General features: G+C 47.0%; 16 protein-coding genes and 1 tRNA gene. 4 read left to right on the top strand and 13 right to left on the bottom strand.

Features of this window, described 5'->3' with window-relative positions; all coding sequences use genetic code 11:
• The first annotated feature begins 277 nt into the window (after positions 1-277).
• From rpoD to KDM87_RS11885, 3 genes are all read left to right on the top strand, one after another.
• Positions 278-2,524, top strand: coding sequence for an RNA polymerase sigma factor RpoD (gene rpoD / locus KDM87_RS11875; protein ID WP_212679538.1), 2,247 nt, complete (start codon positions 278-280; stop codon positions 2,522-2,524).
• A 169-nt stretch (positions 2,525-2,693) separates the two neighbouring features.
• Positions 2,694-2,771, top strand: a tRNA-Ile gene (locus KDM87_RS11880).
• A gap of 6 nt (positions 2,772-2,777) precedes the next feature.
• Positions 2,778-4,223: a DEAD/DEAH box helicase gene (locus KDM87_RS11885; protein WP_212679299.1), complete on the top strand. Its 1,446-nt coding sequence runs from the start codon at positions 2,778-2,780 to the stop codon at positions 4,221-4,223.
• A gap of 67 nt (positions 4,224-4,290) precedes the next feature.
• Here KDM87_RS11885 and lhpI read toward each other — a convergent pair whose 3' ends face one another.
• The 5 genes from lhpI to KDM87_RS11910 all read right to left on the bottom strand — a co-directional run bounded on the left by lhpI (position 4,291) and on the right by KDM87_RS11910 (position 7,260).
• The gene (gene lhpI, locus KDM87_RS11890) at positions 4,291-5,262 is read right to left on the bottom strand and encodes a bifunctional Delta(1)-pyrroline-2-carboxylate/Delta(1)-piperideine-2-carboxylate reductase (RefSeq protein WP_212679300.1); all 972 of its coding nucleotides are present in this window, start codon (positions 5,260-5,262) and stop codon (positions 4,291-4,293) included.
• A gap of 121 nt (positions 5,263-5,383) precedes the next feature.
• On the bottom strand, positions 5,384-5,575 hold the full coding sequence (locus KDM87_RS11895; protein WP_212679301.1) for a helix-turn-helix transcriptional regulator: 192 nt from the start codon (positions 5,573-5,575) through the stop codon (positions 5,384-5,386).
• Positions 5,572-5,964, bottom strand: a complete 393-nt coding sequence (locus KDM87_RS11900; protein ID WP_212679302.1) for a hypothetical protein — start codon at positions 5,962-5,964, stop codon at positions 5,572-5,574. Before KDM87_RS11900 ends, KDM87_RS11895 begins: the two co-directional genes overlap by 4 nt.
• 283 nt (positions 5,965-6,247) lie before the next feature.
• Complete coding sequence (locus KDM87_RS11905) at positions 6,248-6,667, bottom strand: organic hydroperoxide resistance protein (protein ID WP_212679303.1); 420 nt, start codon at positions 6,665-6,667, stop codon at positions 6,248-6,250.
• 140 nt (positions 6,668-6,807) lie between these two features.
• Complete coding sequence (locus KDM87_RS11910) at positions 6,808-7,260, bottom strand: MarR family winged helix-turn-helix transcriptional regulator (RefSeq protein WP_212679304.1); 453 nt, start codon at positions 7,258-7,260, stop codon at positions 6,808-6,810.
• Between the two features lie 149 nt (positions 7,261-7,409).
• On the opposite strand from KDM87_RS11910, the gene pyrF reads away from it, so the two are divergent.
• Positions 7,410-8,231, top strand: coding sequence for an orotidine-5'-phosphate decarboxylase (gene pyrF / locus KDM87_RS11915; protein ID WP_212679305.1), 822 nt, complete (start codon positions 7,410-7,412; stop codon positions 8,229-8,231).
• Between the two features lie 24 nt (positions 8,232-8,255).
• Here the strand turns inward: pyrF and KDM87_RS11920 are convergent, their stop codons facing one another.
• From KDM87_RS11920 to KDM87_RS11955, 8 genes are all read right to left on the bottom strand, one after another.
• Positions 8,256-8,537, bottom strand: a complete 282-nt coding sequence (locus tag KDM87_RS11920; protein WP_212679306.1) for a hypothetical protein — start codon at positions 8,535-8,537, stop codon at positions 8,256-8,258.
• Between the two features lie 168 nt (positions 8,538-8,705).
• Positions 8,706-9,458, bottom strand: coding sequence for a LytR/AlgR family response regulator transcription factor (locus KDM87_RS11925; RefSeq protein WP_212679307.1), 753 nt, complete (start codon positions 9,456-9,458; stop codon positions 8,706-8,708).
• Positions 9,455-10,528 carry a sensor histidine kinase gene (locus tag KDM87_RS11930; RefSeq protein WP_212679308.1) on the bottom strand — a complete coding sequence of 358 codons (1,074 nt, stop codon included), beginning with the start codon at positions 10,526-10,528 and terminating at the stop codon, positions 9,455-9,457. Before KDM87_RS11930 ends, KDM87_RS11925 begins: the two co-directional genes overlap by 4 nt.
• Before the next feature lie 15 nt (positions 10,529-10,543).
• Positions 10,544-11,239, bottom strand: a complete 696-nt coding sequence (locus KDM87_RS11935) for a LiaI-LiaF-like domain-containing protein (protein ID WP_212679309.1) — start codon at positions 11,237-11,239, stop codon at positions 10,544-10,546.
• A 33-nt stretch (positions 11,240-11,272) separates the two neighbouring features.
• On the bottom strand, positions 11,273-11,626 hold the full coding sequence (locus KDM87_RS11940) for a LiaF transmembrane domain-containing protein (protein WP_212679310.1): 354 nt from the start codon (positions 11,624-11,626) through the stop codon (positions 11,273-11,275).
• A gap of 278 nt (positions 11,627-11,904) precedes the next feature.
• Positions 11,905-12,276 carry a hypothetical protein gene (locus KDM87_RS11945; RefSeq protein ID WP_212679311.1) on the bottom strand — a complete coding sequence of 124 codons (372 nt, stop codon included), beginning with the start codon at positions 12,274-12,276 and terminating at the stop codon, positions 11,905-11,907.
• Between the two features lie 176 nt (positions 12,277-12,452).
• Entirely contained in the window at positions 12,453-13,382 is a 930-nt protein-coding gene (locus KDM87_RS11950; RefSeq protein WP_212679312.1) for a spermine/spermidine synthase domain-containing protein, read from the bottom strand.
• Positions 13,383-13,404: 22 nt separating this feature from the next.
• Positions 13,405-14,250 (bottom strand): ParB N-terminal domain-containing protein, encoded by an 846-nt coding sequence (locus tag KDM87_RS11955; RefSeq protein ID WP_212679313.1) that lies wholly within the window; start codon positions 14,248-14,250, stop codon positions 13,405-13,407.
• Positions 14,251-14,285: the final 35 nt, after the last annotated feature.

Below are 14,285 nucleotides of genomic sequence, written 5' to 3' on the forward strand. Positions count from 1 at the left end.
AAGCAAACCAGCAGCGTCCGCGTCGACAGTCAAAAAGACGGTCTCAAAGTCGGTTGCTGCAAAAACAGATACAAAGAAATCAGTTAGCGTCCCATCTAAAAAAACGACTGTTAAAACAACTGTGAAGCAGGTTACAGTCAAGGCGCCACCGAAAGCAAAAAAAATTGATGAGAAGCTGGCGGAAGGTGCAGTTCATCAGGCTGAAGGTAAGCAAAAGCGAGTGACAACGGAGTCGTCCCGAGCTAAATCAGTACCATCCGCAACATCGAAAGCTTCCGTGACAACTAACAAAACCGATTCAAAGATAGTGACCAAACCTACCAAGAAATCAGCAAAAGCTGCTGCACCTGAAGTTCAGGAAATCAAGACCGGATCTGCGCCTACTGTCAGTCAGACCACAGACGCTGCCGTGCTTGCTGCTATCGATACGTCCGGCTATGTTTTGCCTGGCGTGAAGGTGCCTGGACGCCGTGGCCGCAAGCCAAAAGAATATCAGCCGGAAAACGAAGAAATTGCAGCATTGAATGCGGTTGAACGCGCGGAAATGAAGGCAATCGATAAGGCCAAAGCAAAAGATCGCAAAGCAAAAGAGAAGGCGTTATTGAAGGATGCGTTTTCCTCTGACCCAGAGGCGACAGAGGAAGAGCTCGAACGTCGTCGTCAGAAACTGAAAACACTGATTAAGCTTGGTAAAGATCGTGGCTATCTGACATTTGCCGAGATTAACGATCACTTGCCGGAAAACGTTGTTGATCCTGAAGCGATCGAAGGCATTATCAGCACCTTCAACGACATGGGCGTTGCCGTTTATGAGCGCGCGCCTGATGCTGAAACATTGTTGTTATCCGATAACGTGGTGACTGTCACGACGGATGATGATGAAGTCGAGGCGGCCGCTGAGGCTGCATTGTCAACCGTGGATTCTGATTTCGGACGCACTACCGATCCGGTTCGCATGTATATGCGTGAAATGGGCTCGGTTGAGTTGTTGACGCGTGAAGGCGAAATCGTTATTGCGAAGAAGATTGAAGAAGGCCTGAAGGATATGATTCAGGCAATTTCAGCTTGTCCGACGACAATCGCAGAAATTCTGGCCGCGGCCGATAGAATCGCTGCAGATGAAATAAAAATCGACGAAATCGTCGATGGTCTGGTCGATCCAAATGCGACCGAAGATGCGCCTCCTGCTCCTGCTGTCGTTGTTGCAGCAGAAGAATCTGATGAAGATGAAGACGAGGAAGAAGATGAAGAGGAAGAAGATGAGGATGGCGGTGCCGCTGCCGCTGCCGCAATTTCTTCTGAACAGTTAGAGCAAATGAAGCGTGAGGCACTCGCCAAGTTTGAAATCATTGCCTCTAATTTTGAAAAAATGCGCAAGTCTTACGAGAAGGAAGGCTATAACTCTAAGACTTACGTTAAAGCGCAGGAAGCTATTTCGAATGAACTGCTTGGCATTCGCTTTACTGCCAAAGTAGTTGAAAAGCTTTGCGATACTTTGCGTGGACAGGTTGACGAAGTTCGTCATATTGAAAAGCAAATTCTGGATGTGGCAGTGAATCGTTGTGGTATGCCGCGTTCGCATTTTATTAAAGTTTTCCCCGGCAATGAAACCAATCTGAGTTGGGTTGAAGGCGAAGTGAATGCGGGGCACTCATATAGCGCGATTCTAGGACGTAATGTTCCAGCGGTTCAGCAATTGCAGCAGAAATTGATTGATTTGCAAGCGCGCGTGGTATTGCCATTGCCTGATCTGCGTGGCATCAATAAAAAGATGTCGGCTGGTGAAATGAAGGCGCGTAAAGCAAAGCGTGAAATGACTGAGGCCAACTTGCGTCTGGTGATTTCCATTGCGAAGAAATATACCAATCGCGGCTTGCAATTCCTGGATTTGATTCAGGAAGGTAATATCGGTCTGATGAAGGCCGTGGATAAGTTTGAGTATCGCCGTGGTTACAAGTTTTCTACTTACGCAACTTGGTGGATACGTCAGGCGATTACCCGTTCGATTGCCGATCAGGCACGTACGATTCGTATTCCTGTGCACATGATAGAGACGATTAATAAAATGAATCGTATCTCGCGTCAGATTTTGCAAGAGACGGGCGCAGAGCCAGATCCGGCAACGTTAGCGATCAAGATGGAAATGCCGGAAGATAAAATCCGCAAGATCATGAAAATCGCTAAAGAGCCAATCTCGATGGAAACACCGATCGGCGACGACGATGATTCTCATCTTGGCGATTTCATTGAGGATAATCACACGCTTGCTCCGGCAGATGCAGCATTACATGCTTCCATGCGCAATGTCGTGAAGGATGTGCTTGACTCTCTGACGCCACGTGAGGCGAAAGTATTACGTATGCGTTTTGGCGTTGAAATGTCAACTGACCATACCTTAGAAGAGGTCGGTAAACAGTTTGATGTGACACGCGAACGGATTCGTCAGATAGAGGCAAAAGCATTGCGCAAGTTACGCCACCCATCGCGTTCAGATAAGCTGAAGAGCTTCCTTGAAGGTAATTAATGTTATATAATTGGCGCTGATTTTTTTCAGCGCCCGTTAATATATTGAGCTGAGTTTTCAGCACAATGTTTTGCAGGCGGCAGCATCGGGCTTTTCCTGCAAATCCTGAAGTGATTTCCAAACCTGGATTAACCTCAGATTACAGCAGGCAGAGCTTGCAGAAAGAATTGGGCCTCTAGCTCATGTTGGTTAGAGCAGCGGACTCATAATCCGTTGGTACCGTGTTCGACTCACGGGAGGCCCACCATTTACCATGACTGATACTAAGTCCATTCCAAATTCCCCTTCTGATCAGACTGAACACAAAGTGAAGTTTGAAGATTTCGGCTTATCTCCTGATATCCTGCGTGCTTTAACTGAGCAGGGCTATGTCCATCCTACGCCCATACAAGCGGAAGCAATTCCTGTTGTATTACAAGGTCGGGATGTGATGGGGGCCGCGCAAACTGGCACAGGTAAAACAGCAGGGTTTTCTTTGCCGATTATCCAGCGTTTGCTTGCTCATGCAAGTACCAGTGCCTCGCCAGCGCGCCATCCTGTCCGTGCTTTGATACTGACGCCAACGCGTGAACTCGCGGATCAGGTTGCCGAGAACGTCAAAGCCTACTCTCGCTTCACACCTTTACGTTCCACAGTTGTTTTTGGTGGCATGGATATGGCGCCACAAGTTGCCATGTTGCGTTCAGGTGTGGAAATCGTGATTGCGACACCGGGGCGTTTGCTCGATCACGTTCAGCAAAAGACGATTAATTTATCGCAGACGCAGATTCTGGTAATGGATGAAGCTGATCGTATGCTTGATATGGGTTTTTTGCCGGATCTGCAGCGCATCATCAATCTGTTGCCTAAGCAGCGCCAGAACCTGATGTTTTCGGCGACTTTTTCTCCTGAAATTAAAAAGCTGGCTGCCAGCTTTTTGAACGATCCACAAACGATAGAAGTTGCTCGTAGTAACGCAACATCTGACAACGTCACGCAGATTTTGTACAAGGTTGCGGAAGATGAGAAGCGTGATGCTGTCTCTTTCATTATCCGTGAGCGTGGTTTGAAACAAGTGATTGTTTTCAGTAACACGAAAATCGGTGCGTCACGTCTCGCTGTCCATCTGGTGAAGCAAGGCGTAAAAGCATCTGCGATTCATGGTGACAAATCGCAAAATGAACGCATGGTTGCGCTGGAAGATTTTAAACGCGGTGAGGTGGAAGTACTGGTGGCAACGGATGTGGCTGCGCGTGGTCTGGATATATCCGAAATGCCTTGCGTGATCAATTACGATCTTCCGTATAACGCCGAAGACTATGTTCACCGTATTGGCCGTACCGGGCGTGCTGGTGCTAAAGGTGATGCAATTTCTTTGTACACGGATCAGGACGAGCGCTTGCTCGTTGATATTGAGAAGCTGATCAAACAGAAAATTGTCAGATTGACTCTCGCTGGTTTTGTCCCTGCTACCCATCAGGTGGAGCGTAGCCGTCCGGTACGCGACAAATCTGAACGTACCGAGCGCACTGATCGTAGCGAAAAACCTGCGCGTGGTTATCAGCCGCCAAGAGAAAAAGTAGACCCGTGGTTCTTGAAGCCTTATGAGCCAGCGGTATCTTCTTCCCTGAAAACCGGAACCTCTGCTAAAACCAGTGAAAGCGCTGCTGCAAAACCACAAAAGCGTGCGGCCTTATTGGGCGGTATCCCTAAAGTCTGAACGTTTATCGATGGCAACTGAGATCACGTATAACGGATCTCAGTTAATAATTGCGTTGTTGAAAAACTCAGGCAGATGCGTTTTCATTTGATTCCTGCTGGTGATATTGCCAGACCAGGTTCGCCGCGCATAAATCTTCCAGAGCCGTTCCGACTGACTTAAATACCGTCACTTCCTGCTCCGATTGGCGCCCGTTATGTCTCCCGGCGCAGAGATCGGCAAGCTCGGCAACAATCGCTTCCTTTTTTAAGCTACCACTTTGTAATGTCTGCAGAATATCGCCGGCTTCTGCGAATGCTCCGGTGAATGTATCCACGAAGACGACAGACTTTGCCATCAGTTCATCGTCCACTTCGCGCATATCCGGTTTGAAACCGCCAACCAGGTCAAGATGCGTACCTGCTTGTATCCATTTTCCTTTGATGATGGCTTGTTTGCTTGTTGTTGCGCAGGTGATGATGTCAGCGGACATGCAGGATCCCGCGAGATCGTCGCTGACTTCAATTTTGATATTCTTTGGCAAATCTGTGAAAGATAATAAGGTCTGACGGCAGCTTTCTGATTTTTCTACTGATCGCCCCCAGATGCTGATTTTATTGATCGGTCTGGTATAGCTATGCGCGAGTGCCATATGTGGCGCGAGGCTGCCATTGCCAACGAGAAGTAAATGACTGCTGTTTTCTTTGGATAAAAAACTGGAAGCGAGCGCTGATGCCGCTGCAGTTCGTTTTTGCGTTATTTCCTCACCATCCATAAAGGTCAGCGGCACGCCAGTGATGGAATCGAATAAAATGAATACTGCGTGCACGGTCGGCGTGTCTTTATTTTGTGGTGCAACCGTGACTAATTTCACACCAGTATGACCGGATGGATTCCATGCTGGCATCAAAAGTAAACTTGAATTGACCTGTTCCGATAGTTGATGCGCATGTCGTTTTGGAGTCACTATTTCTTGTTGAAATGCTTCCCGTAACGCTTGTATGAGCTGCGGATATTGTAATGCCCGCCGTACATTTTCTTTGCTGATAAATGGAATCATATAGGTAGAATCACAAGAGGCTTCTGGTAAGAATCAAATGCATATCATATCCAGTCAAGAAAGAAGATAAGGTGAAAAATATGCATTCAACTCATCTTCGTTTGCAGACAAGTTTTCAGTCTTATTCCGCTTCAAAAATTTTTTCTATCGGCATTCCGAATAATTTTGCGATTGCAAACGCGAGCGGCAAACTGGGATCGTACCTGCCTGTTTCTATAGCGTTAATCGTCTGCCTGGACACCTCCAGAAGATCGGCGAGTTGCGCCTGGCTCCAATCTTTTTGAGCACGCAATTCCCTGAGCGAATTTCTCATGCTGACTTCTCTTGCCAGCAGCGCACAGCATCGGTTACGCCCCAGCCCGCCATCAGTAAGCCCCAGACAATAAACATGCTTAATTTAGGAAATCCTGCTGCTTCCATGAAGCCATAAGATAATGCGAAGACAGCGGTCATCGCCGCGGAAATACCGACATTTTCTAATTGACGACGTCTGATGTATTCATCCATACGACGGAATTGTCTGATAATCGCCCAGATCATCATGATGGCTGGAATGACCGGCGCCAAAATAATCAGGGTACGAAGCGGCTGCGGCGTCATCTGATCAGCAAGGAAATTACTGAGAAATATAACGATAAAGTAAATAAAAAAAGCACCCAGTAACTCTTTGAAATACATGTGATTCGCTTGTTTCTCACGCATGACATTCTCCATGTAAAGTTTATTTGACACTTGTGGTCATGAAAATAGCCTCGCAAATGCAGGCTGTTTTACCTTACTTCTTGACGATTCAGAAATTGATACGTCAAAAAAGTAAAGTATGCTTTACATATTAACGTTAAAAAAATCAATGTCAAGCTAACTTTACATCCATAGGAAAAATAATACCCGCACCAATTTTTAGAAGAAAAACCGGTGCAGGTCACTTGCATTTGTTCTGATTCTGTAGTGCCAGGGCAATTTCTCCCTGATACACGCTACGTGATTACAGTATGGTCAGTGTTACTTCAATGTTGCCGCGAGTTGCGTTCGAATATGGGCAAACTTCGTGGGCTTTATTGACCAGTTCTTCGGCTACCTGGCGATCCATTCCCGGTAAAGAGATATTCAATGCTACTTGAATACCAAAGCCACCCTTGCCATTTGGGCCGATGCTGACGTCTGCTTTGATTGAAAGATCTGCTGGCAACGCAGTCTTACTCGCCGCAGCGACGAACTTCAGTGCACCGATAAAACATGCAGAATAACCAGCAGCGAATAATTGTTCCGGATTTGTACCTGCGCCGCCCGCGCCGCCTAATTCTTTTGGCGTCGTGAGTTTAACGTCCAGTTGATTATCGCTGGAGACAGAGCGGCCATCGCGACCACCGGTAGAAGTTGCACTTGCTGTGTAAAGAACTTGCATAAGATTTCCCATTTAAATTGACTGCATGAAGAATATTTTCGCTACGACCCTATGAGTCGATGGATGAATAATATTACACAATTTAATTGTGTGCAATTTAAATTGTGATTATTTTTTTCTATGCACTCGATAAAGGAATTTTATTTTTCAGTGAGATTGGCTCTCAATTCTGAGAGTTGGCTGCGCAGTTGCATCAGTGTGTCTTGGTCTTGTCCGCTGGCACAGAGGATTTTGAGTGGAATTTTTTTTGCCGCTTTTTTCAACTCTTTCCCGCTGTCGGTGAGAATAATTCTGACTTGCCGTTCGTCAGAGTCGTCCCGGTGGCGTTCCAGCAAGCCAGCTGCTTCCATTCGTTTCAACAGAGGCGTCAGTGTGCCAGAGTCAAGAAACAGGGCGTTTCCTATCTCTTTAACGAGAATATGATCCTGTTCCCAAAGTACCAGCATGACCAGATACTGCGGATACGTCAGGCCGAGTTGTTCCAACAGCGGTTTATAACTTTTGGTAAGTGCCAGCGACGCAGAGTACAGCGCAAAGCAAAACTGGTTATCAAGTGCCAGTAAGTCCGGTTCTTTTTTTACAGATTCGTTCATATGACACTCAAAAAAATAGAAATAATAATGATTGCCTGACATGATAATCAAATTCGGTACCACTTGTCTTTGATCTTCGGGTCTATCGGGCCTGAGTCTGCACGGTATAATGCTGGATTAATGAAAACCCGTATATGCAGAGGTAAGTTGTGACTTTTATCGAAAAATTAAATGCCGCCTGGGCTGAAAATCAATCTCTGCTTTGCGTTGGGCTTGATCCTGATATCAGTCGTTTTCCTGCCGAGTTAGCCGGCAAACCTGATGCTATTTTTACTTTTTGCAAAGCGATCATCGATGCGACTGCCGATCTCGCTTGCTCATTCAAACCGCAGATTGCTTATTTTGCTGCATTACGCGCCGAAGATCAGTTGGAAGCACTGTGCCGCTATATCAAAACGACTTATCCTACTATTCCCGTCATACTGGATGCGAAACGGGGAGATATTGGTGCAACGGCCGAACAATACGCACGTGAAGCATTTGAACGGTATGCCGCCGATGCGGTGACCGTCAATCCGTACATGGGATTTGACTCAGTCGCTCCGTATTTGGAATGGAAAGATAAAGGCGCGATTGTTTTATGCCGCACCTCAAACGCTGGCGGATCGGATTTGCAATTTCTGAATGTAGGTGGCGTTCCTCTGTATCAGCATGTTGCCAAACTGGTGGTAGAAAAATGGAACACCAATGGACAATGTGCTCTGGTCGTTGGCGCGACCTTTCCTGATGAGTTGGCGCAGGTGCGCCATATTGTTGGCGATATGCCATTGCTGGTACCTGGCATTGGCGCACAAGGCGGCGATATTGCTGCAACTGTTGCAGCTGGAAAAACAGCAAACGGAACAGGGATGATGATTAATTCGTCGCGCGCAATTTTGTACGCAAAAACGTCCGGCAATGAAACCTTTGTAGAAGCTGCCCGACGCGTCGCGATTGAAACTCGTGACGCGATTAATCAGCATCGAGCTTAACTGAAACGGTATTCGTTTTTACCGTTAGTCATGACGCGAAATAATTTGCTTTACGGAGCCGCGTCGTGTTTTTCTGACTGCAAAAATAATACCGACGCTGAATATTTTCAATAAAAGAAAAAGACAAAAGAGACTGATTGCCAACGGGAGCACAGTGAATATCAGTGCGATAGCGATGCAAGCGATAAAAATGCTGTGCAGTGGCAAACTGGCAATCAGGTAAGCCGCTTTTTTGATGAGGTAAATAAATTCATGCAGGCTTTGGCGGAAGAATGCTGTCATTTCATCGCGATTTATTGAGTTCATCTTCTTTCCTCGGTTGTTTGTCTGAAGCAGAAAGATAGACTTAATTTCTTTGCTTTGCATCCGAGCTGCGATGAACGGAATTATTCTGGGTTCAAGTCGACAAAAAACGAGAATAACTGTTCGTTGTCGCCGACTGATTCACCGAAAAATAACGTGGTGCAAAGTCGATCAATTCAATCTCGTTTTCAGGCGTTCGTAGCCAGTGCGGCTGACTGGAATTTTTATACCACTGCGTAGCACGGCCACCTGAGTATCCTTACTCTGGCGTTCTATCCCTGTTAATGCCTTCATCTGCAACAGATAAGAGCGATGGACTCTGACAAAACCGGTGGACGAAAGTTGTTCCTCAATGTCCGACAGACTCTGCGTTTTCATCACTGTTCTGCCGTTCGCGTGAATCAGAATATAGTCATCCTGCGCCTCAATAAAATCAATTTCCTCGAACGTCAGTACATGTACTTTCTCTCTGTCGCGTATCGTCAGGCGCTGTGATTGTTGGACGTTTGATGTAATCAGTTGCTGTATACCAATTGGCGATGAGTCCGCGGCCTTATCTTCCTGTAGGAGTTTTTTCGCTTTCTGTAGTGCCTCATCAAATCGCTGTTGGGAAAATGGCTTCAAAAGATAATCGATTGCGTGCAAGTCAAAGGCCTTTACCGCATATTGGTCATACGCGGTCGTAAAGATAATGCCGGATTTTCTGCCTGTGGCATCCAATACTTCCAGCCCGGTTAATTCCGGCATTTGTATATCTAAAAAAATCAGATCGGGTTGATGCGCAAATATTGCATCGACTGCTTCGGTGCCGGTCTCGCACTCACTGATAACGACGATGTCCGGATGAGAGCGCAGATACTCCCGGATCAGGCGGCGGGCAAGTTCTTCATCATCGGCAATTAATACTCTGAGGGAATGATTCATATCGTGTCAGTTTGTCGTTTTAACTCTATTGGTAAGGATATTTCTACAAAGAAGAGATTGTCCGTGCGTGACCAGTGCACCCTGGCACGATCAGCATAAATCGTATTAAAACGCTCGCGCAAATTTGTTAATCCCAAGCCGATACCGCTATCCGTGCTTACTTTATCTGAAACGGGATTTTCTACACGGATATGTAGCCATCCGTCTTGGCCACAGATGCTGGCGCTAATCAAGCCGCCTTTAGGCAATTGCCGTACGCCATGTTTGATCGCATTTTCAAATAAGGGTTGTAAACTCATTGGCGGTATTAATGCACGATCAGTATGATCAACTTGTATATCGATTTGTAATTTCTGGCCGTAACGGATTTTTTCTACCGCCAGAAAATGTTCGCATAGGTCAAGTTCTTCTCTGACAGTGATTGCGGTGTGTTCAGACAAGGCCAGCGTTTTTCTGAAAAAATCTGCGAGGGAAATTACCATGTTTCTGGCGCCAGCAGGATCAATGCTTGTCAGTGCACTGATGGAGTTGAGGCTGTTGAATAAAAAGTGAGGATCAATTTGTGTACGTAAAAGCTGTAATTCCGCATCACGGGCAAACAGGCGGGAAGCAGCCTCTCGACGTTCTGCTTCGCGCAAATTATCAAAACTAATAAGGACATCGTAGGCCAACAAGGAAAGCAAATACAGTGCGAATCCTGTAGCGAGAATAATTGCTGCGAGTTGGTTCGAGATAACGAGTACAGCTTCCTTACCGGTCACGGAAATGAGAGCCATATTCCAGATTTCGCATATGCCTAACAGCAGGATGCCTGAAACCATCGCACTGCTGCCGAACATCAGAAACGTCAGAAAAATAGAACGTCTGGATAAGGGAAGTGTCCGGCAAATGTAATACGACGACGTCGCCACAAAACCGAAAATCAGTGACACGGGCAGAGCGAAAGTCAGGGCGTAAATCCACTGGCACAATCCAGCGGAAACCAGGAGCCTGGAAAATAAAGCGCCTACTAACAGCCAGATTGCGACATACCAGAGAAAACGGCGGAAATCGGACAGAATCGGATGCATGTGAGTTCTCGAGCGTCAGTTCTTCACTTCGACTCCGCCCATGATGGCATATCCCTGCAGGTACAATTTTTTATCGCGTACCATCGGCGGTACGGTCTTATCTTCGAACCCACCCAGAATGGGTACTCCCTGAGAAATGACTGTCCAGTCGTGGGGGATTTTTAATTCTATTCCTCCCCACATCGCAAAGACATTTAAGGTCGCTTCGTTTTGCAAACCGGCATTACGCAGATCAAGTTCGATACCACCCATCACCGCGGTCAGCTCGCCACCGCGGAAATCCGGTGTGGAGTTCTGCATTTTCGCGCCGCTCATAATTGCGGAGATATTGCTCTCCGCTTGCTGATTGCTGCTTCCTGTGGCCGGATTGGAATAAGATGTACTGCTATTTATCTTATCCTTGAAAATAATCATCAGACCTGCAGCGATAATAAAAACTGGCCACCAGTCACGCATTCTGAAGTAAACGATACCCAGATGTTGCAGCGTCAGCAGCGCGCCTAAGGCAACGAAACCTGCGCCGATAAGACGACCGGAGGTATTCTGACTGCGGGAAATTTTGAGCATGCCGACCAGAATAAATACCATAGGCCAGAACTGGAAAAACTGACGCGTACTGAAAATATCTAAATTATCTACCAGTGCCAATGCACCAAAAATTAATAACAGAACGCCAAAGAATACCTGGGTTTGCGGTTGTCGCTTACTCATGATGTGAACTCCACGGATGAACGGATAATAAAATTACTGACGTGTTGAAAGCAGACCAGCAACGATACTTTTGATGCCAACGGCAATCAAAACAACTGGCCAGCTAGTGGCGAATGTCCAGCCCCACAGATTTTCTACAGATGCGTATACCCAGAAAGCCAGAATAACGGTGCAACAACCATTCGCAATATTCTGGGGCTGGCGTGAGCTAAGCATTTCAATCAGACCAAAACATCCCATCAGCGCTGGCATGATGTACCAATAATCAGCCAGATCAGAAACACGCATTTTTTCTGCAAGAAACAGAACGCCTATCGTGACCAGTACGGTACCAAGCAAAAAGTTTTTTCTGTGTCGCGTTTGAGGTTCTTCATGTTCTCGGCTCATCTCAACTCCTTGATCAATAATTCTGTAGACAGAATAAAGATAAACCGTATCACGATGCTTGTCGCATATTTATCGGTGAATAGCGCTGCTTTGTCGGTGAATGACGATTTTCGGATTTTTTTACTAAAAGCAGGCGGATACGGGAGAGCACTGTAACTATTACAGGTACCTCGAGCAATATCAGAGTAATTGCGTTGCCGGTTACTATTTGCTGAGCCGCGTCAGAAAGAGAGGGCGTAGCAAGCCTGAAGGAGCGGAGGGCAGAAAAGTGTGGAGACTTAACTGAGCAGTTGGTTGAAGTCGTCGGCTTTTCTGACGACGCGTCGGGAGGCTGTGCCGAATATATTGTGGGTTTCCTCGACAACGTATTCGTTCGATCCCCGGGTGCAGTACATTAAGCCGCGAAAATTGGTTCCTAAGTAAGCGAAGGGCGCAACCTTGGTTTTTACCGGAGAGTCATCCCCCAGCAATGCCCGTAGTTTGCGCTCGACATCGTACAGGCTTCTTTCATTGAGTGAGACTTTGGCGCCTTTTGGTGTCGGAAAACTGGTCACAAAGGACGGGTTTTGCCCCATGGGATTAGTGAAGGTGATTTTAATTCCTAATTTCAGAAATTTGGAAATCGCGAAAAAATCATTTTCATCATACATGGCAACTCTCCCTGAACCGATGTTCTGTACTTGTTCTTCTCAGAAGTGATATTCAAAGCTTGCCAGAAATCCCCTGTTTTTACAATCTGCACAGAATAAAAAAGCAGCAACCTATGATGTATCGCAGAAGTTATATCTCTGTCTAGATCGAAGGCGCAAACGACATGTGCATGCCGTCACGCCTGCACAGATAATTTCCATTCTGCATAGCTTTGCGGCACATTCGGATCGGTGACCAGTATCCCGCGCAGGCTTTGTTTGATGGCGTCGATAACGTCTTCACTGTTTGTCGCTGATGGCGTTATCTGGTGCCAGTGAAGGGGAATCTTTGTCAGCCCCAGACTTTCATGCACCCCGTTTAGTTTTTCGGCGCTGGCGATCAGTTGATCCTGCCCAGTCTGTTGTTTGCTGGCGAATACAATCAGGTTGTAGCTGTCGTAGGATTTCAGCCAGCGTAACTGATGGGAAAACTGGGTGTACAGCATCTCCAGCATTGGCGATAGTGTGCTCGGCTTTCCCCATACATTGGCAATCAGTATACCGCGCGCATGTAAATTCCGGTAACAGTGTGCGTAAAATGCAGCGTTATTCAATGCGGGTACCAGCCCTTCAGTGTCGTAGGCATCCAGAAAAATCACATCGGCCTGTTCGGTTTGGCGCGGTAACCATTCAGCTGCATCCGCATGAATCACCGTCAGCCGCTCATCATCGGGTGGTACAAAAAATTGTTCCCGCATTGCGATCACATCGGCGTTGATTTCAATTGCCGTGATGCGGCAATCCGGCAGATGGCGGTAGCAGTATTTGACCAGCGAGCCACCACCAAGACCGATCAGAATAATATGTTTCGGCGCCGGATTGAACAACAGAAATCCCATCATGATTCGGGAATACGCACAGAGTAAGCGTTGCGGTTCATCCAGCTTCATCGCGCTTTGCATACACGCCGGTGTCAGATACATCATGCGCAGACCATCATCATCAAGAAAAAACGGCTTACCGCGATGCTGATCTGAAAGTGCTTGTAAATGCTTGCGATGAATCACTTCTTCTGCTGGCAGCTGGTTCAGAAAAAGGCGGGACAAGCTCTGACGTGGCTTCGACATGACTATCCTGACACTCTCTGCATTAGTTCGTTGCTGTTGCTGCTGACAAGGCGGCATTCAACTGTGTGATCTTTTCTATGAGCGCCGCGTTTTCGGCCTCGAGTGCTTTAATCCGTTGCTGAAGAATGACAGATTCGCTGACCTGATCCATCGCTCCGTTATTGGTATCAGACGGATTTTCTGCGTCTTGAGAATCAGGAAGCTTGCTCGTTTTTGCGGGCGCTTTTTGCTCGCGTATTTTTTCGCGGACCTGTTTGGCTGCTTGTTGTAATTCTTTACGTCCCCCGGCGACTGCGGCTGCTTGTTCATTGCTTGGCAGTGTCGCAACGGCAGCCGCAGCGCTGATGGAAATTGTGCCATCGCGTACCGCCTGAACCAGTTCCGGCGCTGCTGCACGCTGAATTTTTTCGATCTGTAAAACAGCGTTGCTGCTGATACCGGCGACCCGGGCAATGTCCTGACGACTTTGCGTAGGTTTCACTACGGGAACAGCGATGTCTGTTTCTTCATTCCCTGATGTGCCATTTTCATCTTGCGCTTTGATGCGCATAGAAATAATTTCTTTTTTTCGCAGCGCTAACATGCCGCGCTGAAAATCGGAAACGCTGCGGCGTGCCAGATGATTATCGATCATCCATAACTGCACATCTTCGAGATCATTAAAATGATCGTTTTGTATCGTCTTGAAAGGAATGTTGTGGCGCTGGCAGATCGCATAACGATTGTGCCCGTCAATCAGAACCTCACCCCAGAGTACCAGTGCATCACGGCAGCCTTCGGTGAGTATGCTGCGTTCCAGCGCTGCATATTCGTGTTCAGTCAGAGGGTCAATATAGGCGCGTAGCCCTTCGTGAATAATGATGCTCATAAAACCAGCCTTGCAGTGTTTCGGGGAAGGTCGCA

The sequence above is a fragment of the Cognatundibacterium rivi genome, from assembly GCF_018139565.1.
Taxonomy (GTDB): domain Bacteria; phylum Pseudomonadota; class Gammaproteobacteria; order Burkholderiales; family Burkholderiaceae_D; genus Undibacterium; species Undibacterium rivi.

Excerpts from the sequence above, each read along its gene's own strand:
- KDM87_RS11885 (WP_212679299.1), top strand. The coding sequence starts at position 2,778 with ATGACTGATACTAAGTCCATTCCAAATTCCCCTTCTGATCAGACTGAA.
- lhpI (WP_212679300.1), bottom strand. The coding sequence starts at position 5,262 with ATGATTCCATTTATCAGCAAAGAAAATGTACGGCGGGCATTACAATAT.
- KDM87_RS11895 (WP_212679301.1), bottom strand. The coding sequence starts at position 5,575 with ATGAGAAATTCGCTCAGGGAATTGCGTGCTCAAAAAGATTGGAGCCAG.
- KDM87_RS11900 (WP_212679302.1), bottom strand. The coding sequence starts at position 5,964 with ATGCGTGAGAAACAAGCGAATCACATGTATTTCAAAGAGTTACTGGGT.
- KDM87_RS11905 (WP_212679303.1), bottom strand. The coding sequence starts at position 6,667 with ATGCAAGTTCTTTACACAGCAAGTGCAACTTCTACCGGTGGTCGCGAT.
- KDM87_RS11910 (WP_212679304.1), bottom strand. The coding sequence starts at position 7,260 with ATGAACGAATCTGTAAAAAAAGAACCGGACTTACTGGCACTTGATAAC.
- KDM87_RS11920 (WP_212679306.1), bottom strand. The coding sequence starts at position 8,537 with ATGAACTCAATAAATCGCGATGAAATGACAGCATTCTTCCGCCAAAGC.
- KDM87_RS11925 (WP_212679307.1), bottom strand. The coding sequence starts at position 9,458 with ATGAATCATTCCCTCAGAGTATTAATTGCCGATGATGAAGAACTTGCC.
- KDM87_RS11930 (WP_212679308.1), bottom strand. The coding sequence starts at position 10,528 with ATGCATCCGATTCTGTCCGATTTCCGCCGTTTTCTCTGGTATGTCGCA.
- KDM87_RS11935 (WP_212679309.1), bottom strand. The coding sequence starts at position 11,239 with ATGAGTAAGCGACAACCGCAAACCCAGGTATTCTTTGGCGTTCTGTTA.
- KDM87_RS11940 (WP_212679310.1), bottom strand. The coding sequence starts at position 11,626 with ATGAGCCGAGAACATGAAGAACCTCAAACGCGACACAGAAAAAACTTT.
- KDM87_RS11945 (WP_212679311.1), bottom strand. The coding sequence starts at position 12,276 with ATGTATGATGAAAATGATTTTTTCGCGATTTCCAAATTTCTGAAATTA.
- KDM87_RS11950 (WP_212679312.1), bottom strand. The coding sequence starts at position 13,382 with ATGTCGAAGCCACGTCAGAGCTTGTCCCGCCTTTTTCTGAACCAGCTG.
- KDM87_RS11955 (WP_212679313.1), bottom strand. The coding sequence starts at position 14,250 with ATGAGCATCATTATTCACGAAGGGCTACGCGCCTATATTGACCCTCTG.